The organism is Neobacillus camarae (assembly GCF_054950115.1).
In genome coordinates this window covers 143996-168525 of the sequence record NZ_JBUCKX010000003.1, presented here as the reverse complement: position 1 = coordinate 168525, position 24530 = coordinate 143996, and the positions used below count along the sequence as shown (strand labels likewise).

The window sequence follows — 24530 nt, the reverse complement described above, 5'->3', positions numbered from 1 at the left end:
TATTATTTGGCTTTTCGTAAGTCTAAGTATTGAACCGTCTTGCCATCTCGGTCAATCTGAACGATTAATTGGGCTTTGTTAAATTGATAAACGATTTGTTCACATGATGCACTTTCATAGCAGCTCACGATGTTAACTTCATTCGGGTTTCCATACGTATGGAGGAGTCTGTTTTTCTCTGATGGGATGGAAGTAGTTTTTAAAAATTCCGGGTACACTTGCAGCTGATCTATGGAATCGTTTGATGTATTCAATGTTACACGAACACCGGCACCGTCCTTTTGATAAAAAAGTGACCTCGTTTTGTTATCGTCCTCTGTTTTAATCGGCTGCCCGAACTTTTGAACGACCTGATTGTAAGAAGAATTTACTGTGATTCCATTAATATGAAGAGGCTTTTCGGTTAAAAGAAAAGCATCTTTAATCCCGCTATTCTTTAACTTCGTTTTCATTTTCTCCGCTTTGGTTTTACTGGAAAATACCCCGGCCTGAACTCGATTCAGGTTTTTTCCATTGATGGCTTTTTTTACGACAATCGCTTCAATCCCTTTCTTTCTCAAAAAAGCGACCCGCTTATCCGCATTCGTTTTCTTGCTAAAAGAACCAGCAACGACCACATAGAAGGGTTTGGTTTGTTCAAAATCAGGGATTAGTAACTTTTGACCAGCGATAATCTTGTTGCTTGTTAGTTGGTTATATTCCTTTAGATCATCAACGGAAATATGGTATTTCTTCGAAATGCTATATAAGGTATCACCTTTCTTTAAAGTAATATATTGTTCCTTGGCAAATACATTTCCAACACTGAAAAATAGGACCGACCCCATCAGCACAGTACAAAGGAGCACTTGCAGGAACTGTTTGAATTTTTTCATTTTTAATATCACCTCATCTATTTTGACGAGGTAATGAACTTTTTGATTCTAATAAATAAGCCCAATTATGGTTGTAAAACAAAAAAAGGGCGGATTTTCGTCTTGTTAAAGATCATACTTTGAGTGAAGCATTGAAAATTATTTTACAACGGATAAAGTGCAATTCCTATTTTATAAGGCTATTAGCGACCGGATTGGCGTTTTTCCCTAGCGTTCAGTCGTTTATAATAGGCAATAAGTGATTACCATCTTTCGGAAGTAAAGGAGGTATAATATGGATTACATTACAACGGAAACGGTGTTAAAGGTGAACCGTTGGCCTAAAGCCACTATAGCGGCGGGGCGTCGTCATACCGTTGGGCTTAAATCAGACGGCACGGTAATGGCTGTGGGTGATAATAAAGTTGGCCAATGTGATGTAAGCGGCTGGAGCGATATGGTGGCGGTCGCAGCCGGTAATGTTCATATGGCGACGAACACGGGCCATTCTCATACAATCGGTCTTAAATTGGACAGGTCTGTGGCGGCTGCGGGTTGGAATAAGCATGACCAATGCGAGGTTAACGGCTGGAGCGATATTGTTGCGGTTTCGGCGGGGTGGCGTCGTACCATTGGGCTTAAATCGGATGGCACGGTGCTAGCAGTGGGCCGAAATAATGAGGGGCAATGTAATGTAGGAGGCTGGCAAGATATGGCGGCGGTCGCGGCGGGTGACTGGCATACCATCGGTCTTAAATTGGACGGCACGGTGACGGCTGTGGGCAATAATCGGTATCGCCAATGTGATGTAGGCGAGTGGAGCAATATGGTGGCGGTCGCGGCGGGTTATCTTCATACCATCGGTCTTAGATCGGACGGCACGGTGATGGCTGTGGGTCTGAATAAACATGGTCAATGCGATGTAAGCAACTGGCGCGGTATGGTGGCGATTGCGGTGGGGAGTAAACATACCATCGGCCTGAAATCGGACGGTACGGTTGCGGCTGTGGGTTGTAATGAGTTTGGCCAATGTAATGTAAGGAATTGGCGCGATATGGTGGCAATTGCGGCGGGTTGTGCCCATACCGTCGGGCTTAAATCGGACGGCACGGTGGTGGCTGTGGGCGATAATGAATATAGCCAATGCGATGTAGGGGGCTGGCGCGGCATCCAACTGCCCGGCCATTAGTTTTTAATCCCAGTGTGCCAGAGAATCATAAAATGAGTTCATGAGCATTGCTTCAAAATAAGGCTTTTCTATTAAAGGGCGCGTTTTTGTTGGATTATTATCCTCATTCATTGATAAAAAACATGGAGGGATTGGGCTTTCCCATTAATACATTCTATTGGTCAATACGTTGGCAGCAAGCGTACATTTCGTGGCAAATGCGGACAAAAAAAACCACCCCATAAGGATGGAAATGATTAACTAAAAACAAGTTATTTTAAAATGATGATGTAAAGATTTATCTAACCTATATTACTTTCTTCTAGAGCTTGTTGCCAACTTGGATAGTAATACAAAGCACTCCGCATTAAATCGGGGAAAAGTTGTTTGACTTCTTTTTTCTTTAAAGATTGACCTTCGCTCTGTAATTTCTGGATCTGAGTAATGACTTCCTTTGAAGTTAATGTTACTTCCATTTTTCATTTCTCCTTTCCAACTTATCATTCCTATCTTCTCCATTGGATAACAATTGTAAACATTTAAGCAATTTTTCGACCTATATGTTTCAGACAGATCCTTTTCGGTTGATTAATGTGAAGGGGGTGTACTTAGGCTAAGGCGCAGGATAACTAGGAGCAGGAAACCACTTATTTACTGTCGAATTTAGAGTTTATAAAAAGTTAACGGGGGTTTTTATAGTGGAACAGAAAGAATTTTGGAGTTTAATTGAAAAGTCCAGAGAATGTGGTAATCAAGCGGAATGGTTAACAGAGGTACTCGCTCAAAAAGGATTAGAGGAAGTTTTAGACTTTGAATTTTTGTTTCAAAAATTAATGAACGCTAGTTATACATCTCGCTTATGGGGAGCGGCATTTGTTTTGATGGGTGGCTGTTCTGATGATGCATTTGATTATTTTCGAGGATGGTTAATTGGACAGGGAGAAAAAATATTTAATCAAGTAATGATAGACCCTGAATTTTTAGCAGTATACATAAATGTAGATAACCTTGATGATGAAGGGTACCCGCAAAATGAAGAATTGCTTTCAGTTGGATTAGATGCCTTTACCCTGATAAGACAGGTGATATTCAATGGGATGACAATATATATGATGAGCTATCAGAAGGTCTTGAAAAAAAGGGGTTACAGCGTGTAACTGACATAGAATTTGATTGGGAAGAAGGTGATCTGGAAAATTTGTTTCGTGTTTTATGGGGGAAATTCGGGGAAGAACCACTAGGTTAAAAAGAAGGAAACTTAATTAAGAGTTATCTTTAACAACAGCTATTAGAAGTTTTTAAGCCACTGTTCCACCGTAAGACTTAATCGCTGCGGTGGTCATTTTTTCATGTTGAACGAACGAGGAAACGATTTAAGGGTTTAAATGAAGGATAGTGCTGATTATAATCATTTTTACTATTTAGAACAATTGGACAGTTTGGAATAATTATACTAGTAAACTGTCCTTTGGAATGTTTGGAGGCTTCATAATGAAAGTTGCAACTTTTGTGATTGCCCGCTTAATGCCAATTTGGATTTTAGCCTTTGCAGCATGGGCTGTCTTTTCGCCGGAGTTATTTTCTCCACTAAGTGCGATAAGCAGCCCTGCACTTGGCTTTGTCCTGTTGATGATGGGACTGACGCTGGACCTGGAACGCCTGAAGGTCCTAATCCAGAAACCAAAAGCGCCGCTTGTGGGATCAGCCGGAAAATGGGTGATTGCTCCACTCGTTTCTCTGCTTGTGGCTTACCTATTTTTTTCATCCACACAGTTTTTTGCAGGGGTAGTCATGGCGGGTATTGTTCCGAGCGGCACTTCGGCTAATCTGAACTCTTTGATTGCGAAGGGGGATCTTGCTTTAAGTATCACTATGTCGGCGGTGGACACGTTGATCGGCCCTTTGATCACACCTGCATTAGCCAAGCTTTTTCTTGGTTCCAGTGTGCATTTTGCTTATTTGCCTTTTCTATGGAAGATGACAAGGATTGTTTTCTTACCATTAATAATCGGAATTTTTATTCAATTTAAATTCCCCAAAATCCAGCAGCAGGTGAAACCGGCATCAGCCATTTTTTCTTCCATTGCCTTGTATGTCGTGGTGTTGGGCATTGCTTCCCAGGCCAGTAAGCCGCTTCTGGGTCATCCGGCTATTTTACCGTCATTATTTCTATGTGTCATATTACAAATCATTCTTCAAATGCTTCTGGGCTATTCCTTTGCGAAATTCCTTCGCTATGAGGAAGCAGAATGCCGTTCGATAGTGTTTGAAGTAGGGATTTGCAATGCTGCTTTGGCGACTGTCCTGGCGAATGATACGTTTGGGCCTTTGGCAGGGCTGGCTGCGATGGCGAATATGGTTTGCAATTTGACGCTGGGAAGCTTTTTGGCTGCCATCCTTGCATCCATTCCTGTCAGGGCTAGTCAGAAGCAGGTCATCATCAAGGAAGTACCTTATAATAAAATTTAAAATTTAGGGAAAGTGAAAATGAGAAAAATTCCAAAAGCGTGCCTAGTCAATAGGCACGCTATTTTTATTTTGATATCATCCGCTTTTAATGTGACAAAAAGCCCTAATTAAAATGTTAACTCTCCTATCAAGCGAACTTGTAAAACTCCGATCCACGTATATTTTATAGACAACCAGAATACTATTTTTGGAAGGATTCAAACGGGAAAGCAGGAGCTATTTTGAACAGGAGAGGGGATTATATGTGGAATCCATTAAAAATTGCTATCAGATTTTAGATGTACCCTATAACGCAACTTTTACTGAGATTAAAGAAGCTTATCGAAAAAAAGTAAAAGAACTGCATCCTGATAAAGAAAAAGGGAATGCTGATCAGTTTAAAAGAGTTAAAGAAGCATATGAGATACTTAATACTGTTGAAAAAAGAAAGAGGCATGACGAAGCCCTTTTCAAAACATCTCATAACGACCCACATAATCTGAAACAAGAACATACTCCAAAAACGAATTCTTCCATCACTATACTAAGTATAAAGAGGAAAAATCGAAAACAGGTTTCCAGATTACCTGTAATGATAAATGCCGCTGTTCTTTTAATTGGAGTTTTGGTAAATACCTATAGAAAAGGTAAAAGATAAAATCCTGATTAGATGTATGATGTTTGACCGAATTGAAGGTTTCTACAGTAACCAAACATATTTCAAGAAAAGGGTTTTGTTTGTTAACGTGATAAGTAAGGCTTAAATTTCAGAACGTGTTGACGTAAATATTGGCTTTTTCTTCCCAGACTCACCTATATTGAAGGCAGAACAAGTTTTTATTATGGCACCAGCTTGAGTTCTGCCGCTGCACCTTGGACCTAAATACAAAGACAGGTTTTCTCCAGTACTTTGATAATGAAATCATGTGAAAATTAACAACCTAAGATTAAATGATTCGAACATGAGGTGGGTAAAATGAATCGGGTCGGAAAATATGCCACTCAGAAAGATAGGGACGGATCGGAATTGTTGAAAATGGTATTGGAACTTCCAGAAAAAGATAAAATGGTAATGTGGTCAGAGGGGTATATCGACCTTGTGATTGATCAATTACCGGAGTACGGTAAGGATATTTTGGTGGATCGCAAAGATAAATGGGAAGATACAAAAGCCTATTACCAAGACCAACTTGACGACATTCTTTCAAAAGAAGAGATGAAGAGGAAAATGAAGAGTGAGCGAAAAGAATTTGCTCTTTTTGTCATGGAGAATTTTAAGGAGTTTCAATCTTTACTGTTTTTGTGTTATGACGGCCATTTAAAAGACATTGATTTAAGAAAATACACTTATCGAAAGAGATATGGAACAAGAAAAAAATATTTGAAATAAGGAACATAAAGAGATGATAGCTGGGCAATTTTTTCTTTGGAAGCAATCTTTATTGAAACAGGTAGTTTTAATGACTATCCTTGTTCAAAGAACGGGTGCAAAAGTTAGGAATCGGAGCTGCCATAATGGTGGCTTTTTCTTATTCAACGAACGTTTCAGTTTAGCCTCAATAAGGTAAACTTATGAATTTTCATAAATAACCTATAATTTTCTTTATGTATAGGGGGTGATAAATTAAAGAAAAGAAAGGAGAAATATAATGAGAATTTTTGATTCACATTTTCATATTATTGATTTTGATTTTCCAATTACCGAAAACCAAGGATATTTGCCGCCTAGTTATATTGTAGAAGATTATCAAAATGAAACTGATAATTTGAATGTTCTAGGTGGAGCAATAGTATCTGGTTCATTCCAAGGATTTGACCAAGAATATTTATTAAACGCACTTAGACAAATGGGTTCAAAATTTTGTGGCGTAATGCAATTACCTTTTACTGTGACGGACGAAGAAATTATAAATTTAAATGAAAAAGGGGTAAAAGCATTACGTTTTAATATAAAACGAGGTGGTTCAGAAGATTTATCAAAGCTCGATTACTTTGCAAGAAGAGTTTATGATTTAGTTGGATGGCATAGCGAACTTTATATTGATGCAAAAGAGTTACCCGAAATTGCATCGACTATTGAAAAGTTACCTGCTATTTCAATTGACCATTTAGGATTGTCAGAAGTAGGATTACCACATTTATTAAGATTAATTGATAAAGGCATACACGTAAAAGCAACAGGTTTTGGGCGTGTGGAACTGAATGTTAAAAATGCTTTAATATCCATATATGAGACAAATCCTGATGCTCTAATGTTTGGAACAGATTTACCATCTACAAGAGCAAAAAGACCTTTTGAGTATGGAGATATTGAATTGATTCAACAGCTATTCGATGACCAGGCTACTGATAAAATCCTGTTTACGAATGCTTTTAAATGGTATTTCAAGTAATTTAGCTTTTGTTTGATTTGAATTGTAGCTTTTGTTAAAGAAGATGATTGCTCCGGCGGTCATTTTCTCATGGGCTAATGGTCGAATAGTTAAAGAAGGGATAGGCGAAGAAGCCTATCCCTAAATGTTATTTAATAACTATTTTCAATGAAATAAACCGTACAATAATTTACCGACCCAAAACATAAGTAAAATCCAAATCAGAATGAATAGTAAGGCAACAAACCAGTTTTTTGGTTTACCATTTTTCCTAATTTCTTCAGCCTTTTCTCTGTTTTTTTCAATAATGTAAGATGGTATTAATTTTAGTGCCAGTGAAATGCCCAGCGGAACAATAATGAGGTCATCGAGATAGCCTAAGACAGGAATGAAGTCAGGAATTAAATCTATAGGGCTAAAAGCATAAGCAACCACACTAATAGCAACCAGTTTAGCGTACCAAGGAACTCTAGGATCTTTGTATGATAAATAAAGTACGAATAAATTTTGTTTTAATTTTCTTGCGTAGTTTTTTAATTTTGTTAATGTATTTTCTTGTTCCATCTAACTCCCCCTAATTGGTAGTTTTTTAGGTTAGCAGATTTAATTATAATTGACACTTCATTTCAACCTTCATTATACTTATATAATTAAAAATACCTTAAGTGTAGTAAAAACTCTATGAAAGGTGGTGCCCAGATGAAAGTAGCTAAAGTCATCAATAACAATATCATAAGCGTGATCAACGAACAAAACAAAGAATTGATGATCATGGGGAGAGGAATAGGATTCCAGGTGAAGCCCGGTGAACCTGTCAATAAGGAAAAAATTGAAAAGATTTTTACGCTTGACAGCAAAGAAGTGTCGGAAAAATATAAAACCCTTCTTCGCGAAGTCCCAATTGAAGTCATGGAGATTTGTGAAGAAATCATCCGGTATAGCAAAACAGAATACCAGAAAAAACTAAACGACATTATCTATGTTGCTTTGACCGACCATATCAATTTTGCGATTCAACGAAAAGAGGAAGGCTATGAAATTAAAAACGCCCTCCTATGGGAAACGAAGAAATTGTATAAAGATGAGTTTTCTATCGGGTTAGAAGCGATCAAGAGGATAAAGGAAAAGCTTGGAATTGAACTTCCCGAAGATGAAGCTGGTTTCATTGCCCTTCATATTTTAAATGCTGAGTTAAATGATGATGCCTCAAATATCATGACCATCACTAAAGTCATCCAGGAGATTTTAACGATCGTTAAATATCATTTTAAAATCGACTTTGACGAGGAATCACTAAATTATTTTCGTTTCATCACCCACCTAAAGTTTTTTGCTCAACGAATGCTCAATCATACCTCTATTGAAAATAAAGATGATTATTTATTTGATATCGTCAAAGAAAAGCATCCAAATGCATTTTCCTGTTCGACAAAGATTGCCGAATATCTCCAAAAACAGTATCAATACGTACTTACCAAAGAAGAGATGCTTTATTTGACGATTCATATCGAAAGAGTCACTAAACGTTAGCTTCTTTTAAAAATATAGAATAATTTTTTAAAAGAAAGGGTTTACAATGTAATAAAATTATATTATATTAGTTTCAACAGCAAAATATTCGACCGTAATAGGGTTGTTACTGGTAATGCAGGCAAAACCTAAGTCACTTATACCATAAGATTATTGTCTTATGTTGTAGGAGATTTAGGTTTTTTTGTTTTTATTATTCGACACGGCTTGATGATTTTGCTCGATAAAACCAAAAAAATCCTGGTGGGGGTGCACTTGTCATGAGTTATGACAAATTAGCAAAAGACATTATTAACAATGTCGGTGGAAAAGAAAACGTTAACAGTGTGACTCACTGTATTACACGTTTGCGTTTTAAGTTGAAAGACGAAAGTAAGGCAAACACAGATGTATTAAAAAATATGGACGGTGTTGTAACCGTTATCAAAAGCGGCGGACAATATCAAGTCGTAATCGGAAACCATGTTCCGGACGTGTACAAAACCGTTGTGGCTGAAGGAGGATTTACTTCTGAAAGACCAGTAGATGCAGACGATGAAAATCAAGAAAAACAAAGTTTGTTCAATCGTTTCATTGATATTATTTCAAATATTTTCTCTCCTGTATTAGGTTTGCTGGCAGCAACAGGTATTGTCAAAGGTTTAAACGCTGCATTTGTTGCACTACATTGGATCAGCAACGTGCCAGTAAATGCTACAACGGGTGCGGTTGAATCAACATATGGTATTTATGCATTATTAAATGCCATTGGCGATGGCTTCTTCGTATTCTTGCCGATATTCTTAGGTTATACGGCTATGAAAAAATTTGGCGGAACACCGTTTTTGGGTATGGCGATTGCAGCTGCACTTGTCCACCCAAGCCTTGCAGGTATTAAAGCGCTTGAACCTATTTTGACAGTGTTTAAAGGCACCATGTTTGAATCACCGATCCAAATTGAGTTTTTAGGTATTCCAGTTATTTTAATGAGTTATACATCTTCCGTTGTTCCTATTATATTATCAACGTTTTTTGCAGCAAAAGTTGAAAAATGGGCAGCAAAAGTTATACCAGCAGTTGTTAAATCATTCTTTGTACCACTTCTTACCATGTTAATTATTGTACCGTTAACATTCTTAGTGATTGGTCCAGTAGCTACTTGGATCGCAAATGGTATCGGACAAGGTGTATTAGCTGTTTATAACGCAGCTCCAATAGTAGCAGGACTTATCTTAGGTGCTTTCTGGCAAGTATTCGTTATCTTTGGCGTACACTGGGGACTAGTTCCTATTTATTACAATAACTTGTCTGTAATGGGTTATGACTCATTCATCGCGTTAACATTCGCCGCATCTTTCGCCCAAATTGGTGCAGTATTAGGTGTTTGGTTAAAAACAAAAGACAAAAAATTAAAATCTTTAAGTCTTCCAGCTTTTATCTCTGGTATTTTTGGTGTAACAGAACCAGCTATCTATGGTGTAACGCTGCCACTTAAAAAGCCGTTTATCATGAGCTGTATCGGTGGTGGTGTCGGTGGCGCCATTTTAGCAGTGATGGGCTCAAAACTTTACGGTGCAGGTCCCCTTGGAATATTTAAGATTCCTTTGTTCATCGATCCAAAAAATGGTCTTACAACAGGTTTCTGGGGTTCCATTATTGCAATGGTTGTAGCATTCCTTGTTGCTTTTGTTCTTACTTTAGTGTTTGGCGGAGTGAATAAAAAAGCACCGGTAACTGATGATCAAAAAAAGAAGGTAACGAAAGCAGCTTATAGCGAAGAAATCGTAAGCCCAATTGCCGGCCAAATCATCTCTCTTACTGAAGTTCCAGATCAAGTTTTTGCATCAGAGGCTATGGGTAAGGGTGTAGGTATTGTACCTTCAGTTGGACGTGCCGTATCTCCTGTAAACGGTGTTGTCACCACACTTTTCAATACAAAACATGCTGTCGGAATTACATCTGATAATGGGGCTGAAATCCTTATTCATATCGGAATGGATACTGTCCAGTTGGAAGGCAAACACTTTACAGCGCATGTAAAACAAGGCGATAAAGTGAGTGTTGGTGATTTGTTAGTAGAATTTGATATCGAAAATATCAAAAAAGCGGGTTACCAAGTCGTTACGCCTGTTATTATTACAAACAGTGCAGATTACAGTCAAATCGATACGATAAAAGAAAAAAATGTAAATGAAAAACAAGTTTTAATTCGAGCTGTTTAGTGAAATACGAAAGACACTTTGGTCCGATAAAAAGGATCATTTTGTCTTTCCCAAACGGGAGGTTTGTATAATGAAGAGTTATTCTGACTTAAAAAAATTCCCTGAAAATTTTCTTTGGGGCGGGGCCACTGCTGCCAATCAAATTGAAGGCGGTAGTGATGTTGGGGGCAAGGGGCTTTCTGTTGCCGATGTGTATACATTTGACGAAAGTTTGCCAAAAGAACGCTGGACCGACCAATGGCATATGATGACTCACAAACAAGTAGAGGAAGCACAGGACCCTTCTAGCCAAAAATATTACCCAAAACGTCATGGAATCGATTTTTATCATCATTATAAGGAAGATATTGCCTTATTTGCTGAAATGGGATTTAAAGTGTATCGCATGTCGCTTGCATGGACTCGTATTTTCCCAAATGGCGATGAATTAGAGCCGAATGAAGAGGGACTGGCATTTTATGATCGAGTATTCGATGAGTTGAATAAATATGGAATCGAACCACTTGTGTCCTTATCCCATTATGAAATGCCTTTACACCTTGCAACAGAATACGGTGGGTGGGTCAATCGAAAAGTAATTGAGTTTTATGTTCGGTTCGCCACCACAGTATTTAATCGATATAAAGATAAAGTGAAATATTGGATTACATTTAATGAAATCAACTGTGTGAAACACCATCCTTGGACAAGCATAGGAGTTGTTGAAGAGAACCACCCGCATCTTGAACAAGCAAAGTTCCAGGGTGCCCACCATCAATTTGTTGCTAGTGCACTGGCGACAAAAGCATGGAAAGAGATGAATCCAAACGTTAAAGTAGGAACAATGATTAGTTACCAGTTACTTGTGCCTTACAGCTGTGACCCGGACGATATCCAAAAGACAGTCGAAAAACAACGTGAATCACTGTTCTTTACCGATGTTCAAGCAAGAGGATATTATCCAGCTTACACGGCCAGAATTTTGGCAGAAAAGAATGTAGTACTTGAAACAGAGCCAGAAGATGAACAAATCATGAGAGAAAACCCGGTGGATTTCATTTCATTCAGTTACTATATGTCAAGTGCTGTCAGTGCGCATCCAGAAGAACTAGAAGGTGCGGTCGGAAACTTAATCACCGGTGGAATAAAAAATCCATATCTCCCGGCAAGCGAATGGGGATGGCAAATTGACCCTAAGGGTCTGAGAGCAGCATTAAATCAGTTGTATGATCGTTACCAAAAGCCGTTGTTTGTCGCAGAGAATGGTCTTGGCGCTGTTGATGTGGTTGAGGAAGACGGTTCGATCCATGACGATTACCGTATTGATTATCTGCGGGCGCATATCAAGCAAATCAAAGAAGCCATTCAGGACGGCGTCGATGTGCTTGGTTATACATCTTGGGGCTGCATTGACATGATCAGTGCTTCAACGAGTCAGATGTCCAAACGCTATGGCTATATCTATGTGGATAAGCATGATGATGGCAGTGGAACATTAAAGCGTACGAAGAAAGAGTCGTTCCACTGGTATAAAAAGGTAATTGCGAGCAATGGTGAGGATTTAGACTGATTTTTTAAAAAGTGAGTGTAAGTAATATAACCAATTTTCAAATAATGATATAGTATAGAAGATGATTCATTAGGGTTGTTACTGTTCAATCAGGCAAAACCTAAATTATCTAGAAGAAGGATTTGTATGTCCTTTTCTGGTAATTTAGGTTTTTTCTTTTTTAACTAAGGAGGAGGAACTAGTATGACGAAAAAATATCAATTTCCAGAAGGTTTTTTATGGGGCGGAGCAACCGCTGCTAACCAGTTAGAAGGAGCTTATCTTGAAGGCGGAAAAGGGCTAAATATTGCAGATGTGCTGCCAGGAGGAAAAATCAGAGATTCTTTAAGAAATAACCCTGATTTTGATTTAGTAGTCGATGAATCAAAGTATGTTTATCCGAATCGTGATGGAATTGATTTTTACCATCGCTATAAAGAAGATATTGCTCTTTTTGCTGAAATGGGATTTAAAACATATCGAATGAGTATTTCATGGAGCCGGATTTTCCCTAATGGGAACGAAACGGAACCTAACGAAGCAGGTTTGGCATTCTATGATAATGTGTTTGACGAACTAGTAAAATACGGAATCGAACCTGTTGTCACACTTTCTCATTATGAAATGCCACTATACTTAGTGAAAGAATATGGCGGTTGGAGAAGCCGAGAGGTAATCACATTCTTCGAACGGTATGCAAGAGTTGTGTTCAATCGCTATAAAGATAAAGTGAAATATTGGTTAACATTTAACGAGATTAATAGCGGGGTAAGACGACCATTATTCGGTTTAGGTTTTCTTCCGTTAAAAGATAAAGAAGAAAACGCGCAGGCAACTTTCCAAGCCTTCCACCACCAATTTTTAGCAAGTGCATTAGCGGTTAAATGGGGTCACGAAATTATCCCTGATTCACAAATTGGTTGCATGCTGATTTATGCTCCTGTTTACGCTTATGATTGCAACCCAGAAAACATGATGTACGCTCTTGAAACCAGCCGTTTATTAAATAACTTCTGTGGAGATATTCATGTATTTGGTGAATATCCAAGATTTATTCAAAGACATTGGAAAGAAAATAATGTTCAAGTCCAAATGCAAGACGGAGATCTGGAATTATTGAAACAAGGAAAAGTGGATTTCATTTCATTTAGTTACTATATGTCTCTTACTGAAAAGAAAGTAAAAGCTGCCAATGATGAAATAGCTGGGAATGTGTTTGGCGGGATGAAAAATCCATATCTAAAGGCAAGTGATTGGGGTTGGGAGATCGACCCGACAGGTCTTCGCATCTCGTTAAACGAGTTATTTGACCGTTATCGTCTTCCGTTGATGATTGTGGAGAACGGATTAGGTGCATACGATCAGGTAGAAGAAGATGGAAGCATCATCGATGATTATCGGATCGCATATCTTCGTGAACATATTGAGGCGATGGGAGAAGCGATTGAAGACGGCGTCGAGTTAATCGGCTATACCCCATGGGGATGTATTGATTTGGTCAGTGCAGGGACCGGTCAGATGTCTAAGCGTTATGGTTTTATCTATGTGGATAAGCATGACGACGGAAGTGGTACATTGAATCGAATGAAGAAAAAATCGTTTGATTGGTACAAAAAAGTAATCGAAACAAATGGCGGGAAGTTAGATTAATTTTCTTTACTATTTGATATCAGGCAATATCTAGATTAATAGAAGGATCATTCTATTAATCTAGGTTTTATGGGAATCTTAGCAAATCAGTTTACAAAAACATAACGTAATCACGGAAGAGCCATTAAACACTTGAGTGTAAGATTCGATTGGGTGCGAAAAGTTATCGAAAGCAATGGAGAGATTCTTTAATGAAACTGATAGCCCTTGATTTAGATGGAACAACGTTAAATTCAAAAAAAGAAATGAGCAGGGAAAATTTACTGGCAATCAAAAATGCACAAAAAGAAGGACATATCGTCATGGCATTATCAGGGCGATATTATAAATCTATAAAGGCTGTACTTGATGATTATGGACTAAATTGTCCTATTGGTGCCGATAATGGAGCTTCTTTGTATATAAATGGAAATTTGATAAACCAAACTTCATTGACACCATCACAATGCCGCATTGTGGCAGAAGAAATTGAAAAGGAATGTCTTCCTTTCAAGATCGCAACCAACGAGGGCATCTTTGTGCAAGAAGATTGGGATGTTCGATTACAAAATGTGAAGTCTTCAGGGAAAATACCAAAGGAAAATTATGAACATAAAGATTTTCATATGTATACCAGACCAGCTAGTGCTTTTGGACAACCTGGCTTCAAATTTCAAGATGATATGTTTGACGTTCATTCTGTACAAAAATTCCTTGTTATTTGCGCCTTACCAGAGCAAAAACATCGATTGGAAAAAAGATTGGAAAAAGTGAAAGACATCACAATTACGTATTCCACTGCTTACGTTCTTGAAGTATCCAGTATAAATGGACACAAAGGATATGGTCTTCAAACAATGGCTAACCATTTTCAAATTCCAATAGAAGAAACAGTGGCAATTGGAGATGAACGAAACGATATAGCAATGTTTCGGGCAGCTGGCTTATCGATTGCGATGGGAAATGCAGACGAAGAAGTCAAAGAACATAGCGATGTGGTTACATTGACAAACGATGATAATGGCGTTGCATATGCAATTGAGAAATATGTACTAAATTTTTAAAATAATGGAGAAAAACTAGAATGAAATTAATCGCTCTTGATTTAGATGGGACGACTTTAAATTCCAAAAGAGTAATTAGCGAAGAAAACATACGAGCCATCAAGGAAGCACAGCACCAAGGCCATATCGTGATGATCATGTCCGGCCGCGTCCGCGAATCCATTTTGGGGGAACTTTCCAAATACGATTTGGTTTGTCCGTATGGAGCGAATAATGGAACCGAGTTATTCGTAAATGATGAAATCATAAACCGGACCTCCTTGCATCTATCTCAATGTCAGAAGATCGCTCTTGAAATCGAACAGGAATATGCGCCCTATAAAATCATCACAGACAAAGGAACTTTTGCACCATCCGATTGGGGTGAACGCATAGAAAAAGCTGAAAATTCTGGATGTGTTCCGGATATCAATCTCCAACATAGAGATTACAACATGTTCACGCTTCATCCCAAAGAACGAGGGTATTCGCTTTTCGACCATCACCATGAAATTGTGAATGATACAGTTTCCATACAAAAAATGTTGGTCTTGACCCTTATTCCTGAACAAAAAGACCGATTGTACAAAAAATTAGAAAGTATTGACGAAATTTCCATCACATCGTCTACTCCATTTAATCTTGAATTAACACATTTAAATGGGAGTAAAGGGCATGGGCTCATAAACATGGCTCAACATTTCGGTATTCCAAAAGAAGATACCATCGCAATCGGCGATGAACGGAATGACATTTCCATGCTAAAAGCTGCTGGGCTTTCCTTTGCGATGGGAAATGCAGAAGAAGAAGTAAAAAAACATAGCGACAAGGTGACATTGACCAACGATGAAAACGGTGTTGCCTATGTGATTGAAAATTATGTATTAAAATAATTTTTAGGAGGAAATGAAAATGACTAACAGTAGGACAAGTTTTCCAGAAAATTTCTTATGGGGCGGAGCAATTGCTGCTAACCAAGCAGAAGGTGCCTACCGAGAAGATGGAAAAGGGTTATGCATTGCTGACCTTATGCCTGGCGGTCTTATGAAAGGGATTCAAGAAAATAGCAGTGATTTAAATCTTTACCATGAAGCCATCGACTTTTACCACCGTTACAAAGAAGACATTGCTTTAATGGCTGAAATGGGTTTTAAAGCATTCAGAACGTCCATCGCCTGGAGCCGAATTTTCCCGAATGGCGACGAACTAACTCCGAACGAAAAGGGACTCGAGTTCTATGATAATCTGTTTGATGAATTATTAAAATATGGAATCCAACCGGTAGTGACCATTTCCCACTATGAAACACCATGGCATTTAGTAAAAGAATACGACGGTTGGAAAAACCGAAAAATGATCGAATTTTTCACTCGATACTGCGAAACCATCTTTAACCGATACAAAGACAAGGTGAAATATTGGATGGGATTTAATGAAATTAACAATGCCCATACGATAACAACGGCAGCTGCTGGCATCGTGATAAGAGAAAATGAAAACCGACTGCAAGCAATCTATCAAGCTAGTCACAACATGTTTGTAGCAAGTGCGATTGCCACAAAATTATGTCATGAAATCATTCCTGATGCTAAAATGGGTGCGATGCTATCACTTAGTGGGGTGTATCCAAATACTTGTCACCCTGATGATGTATTTGAAGCCTATGAATTAAGACGCCGTTCCCTATTTTATAGCGACGTTCTTCTACGCGGGGAATATCCAAAATATATTAACCGTATTTGGGATGAACATAATGTTAATGTTCAGATGGAAGATGGAGATTTAGAATTGATCAAAAATTATCCGGCTGATTATCTAGGATTCTCTTATTATCGTACAACAACACACAAAGCGGGTACTCCATTTATCGGGCACACAGGCGGAGTCCTGGGAACTCCCAATCCTTATCTAGAATCTACTCCTTGGGGTTGGCAAATTGATGCAAAGGGCTTCCGTTATGTATGTAATGAATTATACGATCGTTATCAAAAACCCCTATTTATTGTAGAAAACGGAATGGGTACGAACGATGAAGTAGTTAACGGAGAAATCAATGACGATTATCGAATTGATTATGTGAGAAAACACGTCGAGGAAATGAAGGAAGCAGTAGGCGATGGTGTGGATTTAATGGGTTATACTTATTGGGGCCCAATTGATATTGTAAGTGCTGGAACGGGTGAATTAAAGAAACGGTATGGTTTCATTTATGTGGACCGCGATAACGATGGAAACGGAACACTTCAAAGAATGAAGAAGAAGAGTTTCGATTGGTATAAAAACGTAATCAAAACTAATGGCGAAACCTTATAAAAGGACAAAAAAACGGGCTCACTGAAATGGGATTTAAAAACTATCTTTAGCAAGCCGTTAAGAAATGATACAAAGTAGGATTGAAGGTTCACCATAACGGTGAACCTTCTTTATTACTCAAAAAGCGGAAAAATAGAAACATGCCCGTTTTTTGCCCAAGAGCAAGATAATCCATGAAAGATGATGGGGAAATCCATTGTGATTGGATAATCGCTGGGGTATTCTAAGCATATTCCTTTATGAAGGCGGGGGAACGGATGAAAAACGGATCAATTTTTCGGGAGCATTTCATTTTACATAAATGGACATATTTGCTTGGAACCTCCCTGTTAGCGGTCTCACTCCTGTTGCAATTAGTGGTCCCTAATCTTTTAAAGGAGTTTGCCGATGGACTGCAAAACGATACGATCACCTCGTCTGGTTTATGGAACTTGGCTCTATGGTTTGTCGTTACAGGATTTGGGACTTTCGTTTTCCGATCATCCGGGCGCATTTATATCTTCAAGATGTCCAGAACCCTCGAGCGGGACTTAAGGACGTCCTTGTTTTCCCATTGGGAACAAATGCAGGCGAGTTATTTTCACAATCAGCGGATTGGCAATTTGATGGCGCATGCCGTCAACGATGTCAACATCATGAGACAAATTGTCATGCAGGGATATTTTCAAACCGTGGAAGCGGCCGTCCTGATTACCATCGCGGTTTTCATGATGGCCAGCACGATTAATCTTTCTTTAACGTTACTCGTCTTAATCCCCCTGCCTGGATTAACCTATATTGCCTATCGCTTCCGCTCCAAGACCCAAGCGTATTCGTTGCAAGTCCAAGAAGCTATCGGGGTTTTGACCAGCAGGGTCCAGGAATTTTGTTCGGGCATTGGAGTCATTAAAACGTATGTGCAAGAACAAGAACAATTTAAAAAGTTTACGGCAGACAATGATTCCAATGTGGAGGTGAATAAACGGTTAATTCGCACCAACTCATTGTTCACTTCGTTAAGTCAAGGAATAGTCGGTCTCAGTTATCTGCTCTCCATCCTGCTCGGCTCGGTTTTAGTCATGCGCAACACCATATCCCTCGGGGAATTTGTCGCCTTTAACACGTATTTGTCCATGCTGATTGCCCCGATTGAGAACATTGGAAAAGTGATAAATCTGCTGCAGCAGGGGAAAGCAGCCGATAACCGGATTCGCCAGGTCTTATCGACCGAACCGGAAATTCAAGACGAGGAAGGGGTTCAACCAATCAATGACATTAACGGTGATATCGAAATCAAAGATCTCTCCTTCAAGTATGGAAAAAGCAAACGTTACGCTTTGCAAAATATTGATATTTCCATCCCTAAAGGAACCAGTTTGGCGATTGTCGGGAAAGTGGGAAGCGGGAAATCAACTTTAGTCAACTTACTCCTCAGAATCTACAATCCTCCAAAAAATACAATCTTTATTGATAAACAAGATATCCGGGACATTCCATTAAAAACGTTGCGCACATCCGTTGCTTATGTCCCACAAGAGAATTTTTTATTTTCCTCTACGATTAAAGAAAATATTGCCTTTGACCCGAATCCATATGAGGAACCGCAAGTCTTTCACGCGGCAACGCAGGCACATGTTTATCATGATATTTCGGAACTTCCGCAAAAATTTGATACTGTGTTGGTGGAAAGAGGGCTCTCCTTATCAGGGGGACAGCGGCAACGTGTCAGCATTGCCAGGGCCTTGATCAAACCGTCTCCGGTTATCATTTTTGATGACAGCCTGTCAGCGGTTGATTCCAAGACGGAAACCAATATATTAGAAACACTCAGAAGCGAGATGAATAGTGGCCGAACAACCATCATCATTAGCCACCGGATTTCCACTATCCAACATGCGGACCAAATCATCGTGCTGAATGAAGGGAAAATCGTGGAAAGAGGCACCCATCAAGAACTGGTAAAGAATGAAGGCATATATAAAAAAATGTTCCAACAGCAGACCACGCAACTATCTTTGGAGACGCCGCCCATGCCATTCATCCACATGCAAAAGATCCTCATAAAAAGAAGGAGGAGGACATGATTCAACAAAAGGTAACAGCGGGGAAACTTCCCAAAATGGGTGACCGTCAACTGGCCAAGGGAATGCTCACGTTTGCCAAACCTTACTGGAAACTCCTTTTATTTTCGCTTGCGTTAACGGGATTTATTGTCATTGCAAGCCTGGCCCAGCCTTATATCATCAAACTAGCCATTGACTCCCACATCATGAAGAACGATTATCAAGGACTCATGAATTTGGGAATTGTGTATTTCCTGTTGATTTTGGTTTCTGCGGTCAGTACTTATTTTCAAAATAATGCCCTGCAATTCACCGGACAGTATGTCATTTATGATTTCCGGCAGGCCATCTTTCAGCACTTTTCCAAAATGGAGATGGCATTTTATCGGCGTAATCCGACCGGTCGATTGGTCACAAGGATTACCCATGATGTGGAATCACTCAACCAGCTCTATTCCCAGGTGATTGTCAATTTGGTAAAAGAAGTGCTGATTCTCATCGGAATCATTTTTCTTATGCTCTATATGAGTGTCAAGCTCACGCTGGTGTGCTTCTTGGTCATCCCGATTATCGCCGTCGTGACGTTTTATTTTAAAAGCGTGCTGCGGACAACGCAAAGGCATCTTCGGACGATTCTTTCCCGGCTTCTTTCTTATCTGGCGGAAAATCTTTCCGGTATGAGTGTGATTCAATTGTTCGCCCGGGAAGGAAAACAGCTCGAGCAATTCAATGAGTTAAACGAAGAGCATTACCGGGCGGGAATGAAGCAAACCGTTGTCAATTCGATTTTTAACCCATCTATCGGGTTCTTTGGAAATATATCGTTGGCGCTTTTGGTGTGGTATGGGGGAAGAAGTGTCCTGGAAAGTACGATTACCTTTGGTACCGTTTATGCCTTTACCTCTTATGTCAGGCAGTTTTTTGAACCGCTTCGAGGCATCGCGGACCGATTCAACCAAATCCAGGCGGCATTGGCATCGGCTGAGCGGATCTTTGAAACCCTGGAAACGGAGCCAACCATTGTAAACCCTGAACAGCCAAAGCAGCTTCCGGAAAAAGTAAGCGGAAACATTGTGTTTCAAAACGTTTGGTTCGCCTACCAACAGGAAGAATGGGTACTGAATGGCCTCAATTTTCGGATCAATCAAGGGGAAACGGTTGGGATTGTGGGAGCGACCGGGGCTGGCAAAAGCTCGATTATTCAACTGATGAACCGGTTTTATGATAACCAAAAAGGGACGATTACGCTAGATGGCGTCAATATAAAAGAGGTTCCTCTAGATGACCTCAGGAAGCACATTGGCATCATTCAACAAGATCCGTTTGTGTTTTCCGGGACCGTATTTGACAATATCCGCTTAAATCATGATCATGTGACGGATGAGGAAATCATTCATGCGGCAAAGTCTTTGAACATTGATGCATTTTTCCGAATGCTGCCGCAAGCCTATGAAACGATGCTTGGCGAAGAAGGAACCGTCTTGTCGGCGGGGCAAAGACAGCTGATATCTTTTTTAAGAGCGATGATGGCCAATACGGATGTCCTAATCCTGGATGAAGCGACGGCGAATATCGATACCGAAACCGAGCAGGCTGTACAAGACGTCTTAAGGGAAATGTCCAAGGACCGGACCACGATTATCATTGCCCACCGGCTTTCCACCATCCAGCATGCGGATAAAATCATTGTTTTGGATAAAGGCAGGATCATAGAAATGGGCAATCATCAGCAGCTCATCAAAAATCGCTCGTCTTATTATCAATTGTGTTTGAATCAAAACAAAGAGAAAGTTGTGAAGGAGAAAGTATAAAAGAATATACATTGACATTCTGAATAGCAAGAGGACAAAAAATGGTCCTCTTGCTATAAAATTTCACAAACTCTTTATCAACTTCTCATTTAATTTGTTGATAGAGAACCTTCACGATTTAACATTTCCAACAACTTTTTATAATGGGATAATGTTTCTTGATCTTCCACTTTAAAACCAGATTGATAATATAAAATATCCCCGGATCCATCGTTTATTTGATTTCTTGCTTCGAGAATCCGTTTTAAGTTTTTGGCAGTGCCGATACTTCCAGAAATGATGTCCACTTCTTCAGGAAATACTTTCCTTATACTATTTTCAAAATAGGGAAAATGGGTACATCCAAGAACAATCGTACCGTATTGCTTTAAATCAAACGAAGATAGTTGCTCTTTTAAATAGGGAACCACTTTCTCTTCCTTAAATTCAAACCTCTCAGCGAATTGGACAAGACCAGGAAGAGGGAGACTATCCACAAGATCGTGATGATCTATTCTTTCCACAAGTTTGTGAAACTTTTCCTCTCTAAGAGTCAAATTAGTAGCCAACACCAATACCTTTTTTCGTTTTCCCTCACAGCTTTGAACAGCAGGTTTTACGGCTGGTTCAATACCCAAAATAGGGAAATCATACTTTTGTCGAAGGTCATCTACTGCAATACTGGTTGCTGTATTGCAAGCAATCACTAATGCTTTGATTCCTTGATTAGCCATAAAGTCAACAGCATGAAAGATATATTCCCTGACCTCTTCTTTTGGTTTTTCTCCATATGGAACGTGAAGGGTATCTGCATAAAATATGTAATCTTCATTCGGTAAAAACCTCAATGCTTGATGAAGTACAGTCATTCCGCCTATTCCAGAATCAAAAAAACCTATTCTCACTACTTTCACTTCTTTTCCAAAAATTAATCACGTTATCTAGAATATCATTTTTCAATGTTATTGACACTCATTTTTTATTATTCTACTCACTGCTGCATTCAGCTATCTCAACATGAAAAAACAGTGAAATTTCGGTTATGAAATGCACTGCTTTTTCTATCCGCTAGTTTCTCAAAAGAGAACGGCTTTACCTATTGATTAGCCATCTTTTTTTCATCGCTAAACTGAGTAGGGGAGACGCCGACAATTTTTTTAAAAATGCGGCTGAAATAGAGTTCATCTTCATAACCGACACTTTGGCTGACTTCCTTGATCCGGATTTCTGAATGGGCGAGGAGTTCTTTCGCCCGGTCAATCCGCAAATGCGTTAAATATTCGATGGGACTATAGCCAATATATTTCTTAAATAGCCTCGAATAATGGCTATTGCTTAGCCCGGCCATCTTGGCCAAATCGGATAGGGTAATCGCCCGATGATAGTGATGAGTGATGTAGTCAATCGTTTCTTCAATGACTTGTTTGGTATCCTTGGAAATGGTTTGCGAATAGAAGTCTTGGGTAAACGTAAGGAGCAGTTCTTGGAATAAGATTTTTTTCTTAAAGGCAATCTCTGCCCCTCTTCGTTTGGATAATGTCATGATTTCTTCTATTAAAAAAGCAACCCCCGGGCTGTTCTTGATGGTATACACGCCTTGCAAAGGAAAATGGATTTCCTCCGGATTTTTAAAGTGCCATTGCTCTTTCCTTTCAAATGCACCCGCAGGGGTGAACCGGATAAAATAAAACTCAAGAGGCTCGGAGCAATAGGATTTTTTGTCGCAAATCATCCCAGGAGTAAAAACGACGAGTTTTCCCGGTGAAAGCTCGCTTTTTATTCCATTTATGACGATTTCACCAGACCCTTTTACAATAAACCATAGGGAATGGTAGAGGGTTTTTTTTCCTCTTTTACTCCAACCTGGCGGAAAGGTTTTGTAGCCTGCTAATAAGATGGAAAAGGTCAATTCATTTAATTTGGATATTAAACTGCCAAAATCCCGCACTATAAAACTCATCCTTTTCGTGTTAAATTCCTAATTTAAGGATACGTGGAATTTATTATATTATACTATATTCTGAATATTTTGTATCCCGAAGAAAAAAGCGAAAAGGTCACCGGGGTTGGTTTTCAAGTGCAATGGAAAAAGAACAATATAATTAGCACATCATGAAACATTTTGCTGGATAAATTCGTATGAAAGGTAAGCCTATATAAAAAGAGAATGTAATTTTTTCTAAAGAACGGGCTGCGATAAATGGTTTTCCTTTGGGACAGAATAGTTGCGGCAATATGTGAATCGGGTAAACGGATGAAACTAAGGGGTGCAAAAGATGAAAAGGGCAATAAAATGGATCATATTAATCATTGCAGCTTTATTAGGAGCAGTGGCGTGGTATCCCAATGAAAAAGATAACCAATAATGAATTAGTCCACAAAATTAAACTCCCTTTTGTAGGATTTTTTTCCCTCTGCTTATGGAATAATCTATAACGAAAAATGCCTCTGGCGAGAAAAACCAGAGGCATTCTATTATCTTAGAATATCTTCAATTCTAGCTAAAGTTTCGTCGCTTAACTTCACTCCGGATGCTTTCACATTTTCTTCCAGCTGTTCTGGGCGGCTTGCACCGACGAGGGCACTGGACACATTTGGCTGACGCAAGATCCAGGCAAGCGCAAGGGTCGAAAGAGAAAGATTGTGATCTTCCGCAACAACTTTTAATTGTTCAACTTTATCAAGGTTTTCATCTGTTAACAAACGAATCATGCCTTTAAGGTTTTCCTGTGCCGCGCGGCTGCCTTCAGGAGCTTTTTCGCCTTTTTTATACTTGCCAGTTAACACCCCTTGGGCTAGTGGTGACCATACCACTTGTCCGATACCGTGCTTTTCACTGACAGGAATGACTTCTTTTTCAATATAGCGCTCGAGCATGCTGTATTGAGGTTGGTTGACAACAATTCGGTCCAGTAATTTTTTATCGGCAAGATGGATGGCTTCGGTCATTTGTTCAGCCGTCCACTCACTGACGCCAACATATAGGACCTTTCCCTGACGGACAAGATCATCAAGCGCCCGCAAGGTTTCTTCAAGTGGTGTTTCTTTATCAAAGCGATGGCAATAATAGAGATCGACATAATCCGTATTTAGTCTCTTTAGGCTTGCATGGCATTGTTCGATAATATGTTTGCGTGAAAGTCCACGGTCATTAGGGCCCTCACCCATCACGCCAAATACCTTTGTGGCTAATACATAAGAATCCCGCTGATATTTGTTAAGCGCTTTGCCGACCACAATTTCAGCTTCCCCGCGCATATAGACATTGGCTGTATCAAAAAAGTTAATGCCAAGTTCGTAAGCCTTATCAATCGAGGCAGTGGCATTTTGCTCTTCCACATAACCACCATATGTAAGCCAGCTACCTAAACTAATTTCACTGACTTTTAAACCGGTATTTCCTAAACGGCGATATTGCATAGTATGGATCCCTCCCAATAATTTCGTTATACAAAATAAAAATACTATACTTTTTGCCATGGTGTCCATAATTTGTCACTGGTTTTATTCATTTTATTTCGGGGATTCTATTATCCTATTTCATTAAGTCTTCCATTGTTTGTAAATCTCCATCAAAGGTTGATCGGCACTGCATCATTTTGTATTGAATGA

At 39.2% G+C, this 24530-nt stretch carries 21 protein-coding genes; 15 read left to right on the top strand and 6 right to left on the bottom strand.

From position 1 onward, the window contains the following. Positions 1–2 precede the first annotated feature (2 nt). On the bottom strand, positions 3–875 hold the full coding sequence (locus ACY8D0_RS15890) for a LysM peptidoglycan-binding domain-containing protein (RefSeq protein WP_462411506.1): 873 nt from the start codon (positions 873–875) through the stop codon (positions 3–5). Between the two features lie 274 nt (positions 876–1149). Here ACY8D0_RS15890 and ACY8D0_RS15885 point away from each other — a divergent pair, with 274 nt between their 5' ends. After that, complete coding sequence (locus ACY8D0_RS15885; protein WP_462411505.1) at positions 1150–2043, top strand: RCC1 domain-containing protein; 894 nt, start codon at positions 1150–1152, stop codon at positions 2041–2043. A 281-nt stretch (positions 2044–2324) separates the two neighbouring features. Here the strand turns inward: ACY8D0_RS15885 and ACY8D0_RS15880 are convergent, their stop codons facing one another. Continuing rightward, positions 2325–2498, bottom strand: coding sequence for a hypothetical protein (locus tag ACY8D0_RS15880; RefSeq protein WP_462411504.1), 174 nt, complete (start codon positions 2496–2498; stop codon positions 2325–2327). Positions 2499–2720: 222 nt separating this feature from the next. On the opposite strand from ACY8D0_RS15880, the gene ACY8D0_RS15875 reads away from it, so the two are divergent. The 5 genes from ACY8D0_RS15875 (at position 2721) to ACY8D0_RS15855 (ending at position 6863) form a co-directional block, all read left to right on the top strand. Further along, on the top strand, positions 2721–3179 hold the full coding sequence (locus ACY8D0_RS15875; RefSeq protein ID WP_462411503.1) for a DUF4240 domain-containing protein: 459 nt from the start codon (positions 2721–2723) through the stop codon (positions 3177–3179). A 334-nt stretch (positions 3180–3513) separates the two neighbouring features. Further along, positions 3514–4491 (top strand): bile acid:sodium symporter family protein, encoded by a 978-nt coding sequence (locus ACY8D0_RS15870; protein WP_462411502.1) that lies wholly within the window; start codon positions 3514–3516, stop codon positions 4489–4491. A 244-nt stretch (positions 4492–4735) separates the two neighbouring features. Further along, positions 4736–5128, top strand: a complete 393-nt coding sequence (locus ACY8D0_RS15865; RefSeq protein ID WP_462411501.1) for a J domain-containing protein — start codon at positions 4736–4738, stop codon at positions 5126–5128. 318 nt (positions 5129–5446) lie between these two features. Next, positions 5447–5860, top strand: coding sequence for a hypothetical protein (locus ACY8D0_RS15860; protein WP_462411500.1), 414 nt, complete (start codon positions 5447–5449; stop codon positions 5858–5860). Positions 5861–6119: 259 nt separating this feature from the next. Beyond that, positions 6120–6863: an amidohydrolase family protein gene (locus ACY8D0_RS15855; protein ID WP_462411499.1), complete on the top strand. Its 744-nt coding sequence runs from the start codon at positions 6120–6122 to the stop codon at positions 6861–6863. Positions 6864–7007: 144 nt separating this feature from the next. Here ACY8D0_RS15855 and ACY8D0_RS15850 read toward each other — a convergent pair whose 3' ends face one another. Next, on the bottom strand, positions 7008–7406 hold the full coding sequence (locus ACY8D0_RS15850; protein ID WP_462411498.1) for a YkvA family protein: 399 nt from the start codon (positions 7404–7406) through the stop codon (positions 7008–7010). A 135-nt stretch (positions 7407–7541) separates the two neighbouring features. On the opposite strand from ACY8D0_RS15850, the gene licT reads away from it, so the two are divergent. The 9 genes from licT (at position 7542) to ACY8D0_RS15805 (ending at position 20939) form a co-directional block, all read left to right on the top strand. Then, positions 7542–8372, top strand: a complete 831-nt coding sequence (licT, locus tag ACY8D0_RS15845; RefSeq protein ID WP_462411497.1) for a BglG family transcription antiterminator LicT — start codon at positions 7542–7544, stop codon at positions 8370–8372. A 260-nt stretch (positions 8373–8632) separates the two neighbouring features. After that, positions 8633–10573 (top strand): beta-glucoside-specific PTS transporter subunit IIABC, encoded by a 1941-nt coding sequence (locus tag ACY8D0_RS15840; protein ID WP_462411496.1) that lies wholly within the window; start codon positions 8633–8635, stop codon positions 10571–10573. Between the two features lie 70 nt (positions 10574–10643). After that, the gene (locus ACY8D0_RS15835; protein ID WP_462411495.1) at positions 10644–12122 is read left to right on the top strand and encodes a glycoside hydrolase family 1 protein; all 1479 of its coding nucleotides are present in this window, start codon (positions 10644–10646) and stop codon (positions 12120–12122) included. Between the two features lie 183 nt (positions 12123–12305). Further along, positions 12306–13751 (top strand): glycoside hydrolase family 1 protein, encoded by a 1446-nt coding sequence (locus tag ACY8D0_RS15830; RefSeq protein ID WP_462411494.1) that lies wholly within the window; start codon positions 12306–12308, stop codon positions 13749–13751. 191 nt (positions 13752–13942) lie between these two features. Further along, a complete protein-coding gene (locus tag ACY8D0_RS15825; protein WP_462411493.1) occupies positions 13943–14794 on the top strand; it encodes a Cof-type HAD-IIB family hydrolase in 852 nt (283 codons plus the stop codon). A 20-nt stretch (positions 14795–14814) separates the two neighbouring features. Then, a complete protein-coding gene (locus tag ACY8D0_RS15820) occupies positions 14815–15666 on the top strand; it encodes a Cof-type HAD-IIB family hydrolase (RefSeq protein ID WP_462411492.1) in 852 nt (283 codons plus the stop codon). 19 nt (positions 15667–15685) lie between these two features. Then, positions 15686–17086 (top strand): glycoside hydrolase family 1 protein, encoded by a 1401-nt coding sequence (locus tag ACY8D0_RS15815; RefSeq protein ID WP_462411491.1) that lies wholly within the window; start codon positions 15686–15688, stop codon positions 17084–17086. 257 nt (positions 17087–17343) lie between these two features. Beyond that, positions 17344–19149, top strand: a complete 1806-nt coding sequence (locus ACY8D0_RS15810; protein ID WP_462411490.1) for an ABC transporter ATP-binding protein — start codon at positions 17344–17346, stop codon at positions 19147–19149. After that, complete coding sequence (locus ACY8D0_RS15805) at positions 19146–20939, top strand: ABC transporter ATP-binding protein (protein WP_462411489.1); 1794 nt, start codon at positions 19146–19148, stop codon at positions 20937–20939. The genes ACY8D0_RS15810 and ACY8D0_RS15805 overlap by 4 nt, the downstream gene beginning before the upstream one ends. Before the next feature lie 89 nt (positions 20940–21028). Here ACY8D0_RS15805 and murI read toward each other — a convergent pair whose 3' ends face one another. The 3 genes from murI to ACY8D0_RS15790 form a co-directional block, all read right to left on the bottom strand. After that, positions 21029–21823: a glutamate racemase gene (murI, locus tag ACY8D0_RS15800; protein ID WP_462411488.1), complete on the bottom strand. Its 795-nt coding sequence runs from the start codon at positions 21821–21823 to the stop codon at positions 21029–21031. Between the two features lie 191 nt (positions 21824–22014). Continuing rightward, positions 22015–22866 carry an AraC family transcriptional regulator gene (locus ACY8D0_RS15795; protein ID WP_462411487.1) on the bottom strand — a complete coding sequence of 284 codons (852 nt, stop codon included), beginning with the start codon at positions 22864–22866 and terminating at the stop codon, positions 22015–22017. A 527-nt stretch (positions 22867–23393) separates the two neighbouring features. Then, entirely contained in the window at positions 23394–24338 is a 945-nt protein-coding gene (locus tag ACY8D0_RS15790) for an aldo/keto reductase family protein (protein ID WP_462411486.1), read from the bottom strand. Between the last annotated feature and the right edge of the window lie 192 nt (positions 24339–24530).

Excerpts from the sequence above, each read along its gene's own strand:
- ACY8D0_RS15830 (WP_462411494.1), top strand. The coding sequence starts at position 12,306 with ATGACGAAAAAATATCAATTTCCAGAAGGTTTTTTATGGGGCGGAGCA.
- ACY8D0_RS15805 (WP_462411489.1), top strand. The coding sequence starts at position 19,146 with ATGATTCAACAAAAGGTAACAGCGGGGAAACTTCCCAAAATGGGTGAC.
- ACY8D0_RS15870 (WP_462411502.1), top strand. The coding sequence starts at position 3,514 with ATGAAAGTTGCAACTTTTGTGATTGCCCGCTTAATGCCAATTTGGATT.
- ACY8D0_RS15790 (WP_462411486.1), bottom strand. The coding sequence starts at position 24,338 with ATGCAATATCGCCGTTTAGGAAATACCGGTTTAAAAGTCAGTGAAATT.
- ACY8D0_RS15835 (WP_462411495.1), top strand. The coding sequence starts at position 10,644 with ATGAAGAGTTATTCTGACTTAAAAAAATTCCCTGAAAATTTTCTTTGG.
- ACY8D0_RS15820 (WP_462411492.1), top strand. The coding sequence starts at position 14,815 with ATGAAATTAATCGCTCTTGATTTAGATGGGACGACTTTAAATTCCAAA.
- ACY8D0_RS15885 (WP_462411505.1), top strand. The coding sequence starts at position 1,150 with ATGGATTACATTACAACGGAAACGGTGTTAAAGGTGAACCGTTGGCCT.
- ACY8D0_RS15815 (WP_462411491.1), top strand. The coding sequence starts at position 15,686 with ATGACTAACAGTAGGACAAGTTTTCCAGAAAATTTCTTATGGGGCGGA.
- ACY8D0_RS15810 (WP_462411490.1), top strand. The coding sequence starts at position 17,344 with ATGAAAAACGGATCAATTTTTCGGGAGCATTTCATTTTACATAAATGG.
- ACY8D0_RS15855 (WP_462411499.1), top strand. The coding sequence starts at position 6,120 with ATGAGAATTTTTGATTCACATTTTCATATTATTGATTTTGATTTTCCA.
- ACY8D0_RS15890 (WP_462411506.1), bottom strand. The coding sequence starts at position 875 with ATGAAAAAATTCAAACAGTTCCTGCAAGTGCTCCTTTGTACTGTGCTG.
- ACY8D0_RS15860 (WP_462411500.1), top strand. The coding sequence starts at position 5,447 with ATGAATCGGGTCGGAAAATATGCCACTCAGAAAGATAGGGACGGATCG.
- ACY8D0_RS15840 (WP_462411496.1), top strand. The coding sequence starts at position 8,633 with ATGAGTTATGACAAATTAGCAAAAGACATTATTAACAATGTCGGTGGA.
- ACY8D0_RS15825 (WP_462411493.1), top strand. The coding sequence starts at position 13,943 with ATGAAACTGATAGCCCTTGATTTAGATGGAACAACGTTAAATTCAAAA.
- ACY8D0_RS15850 (WP_462411498.1), bottom strand. The coding sequence starts at position 7,406 with ATGGAACAAGAAAATACATTAACAAAATTAAAAAACTACGCAAGAAAA.
- licT (WP_462411497.1), top strand. The coding sequence starts at position 7,542 with ATGAAAGTAGCTAAAGTCATCAATAACAATATCATAAGCGTGATCAAC.
- ACY8D0_RS15880 (WP_462411504.1), bottom strand. The coding sequence starts at position 2,498 with ATGGAAGTAACATTAACTTCAAAGGAAGTCATTACTCAGATCCAGAAA.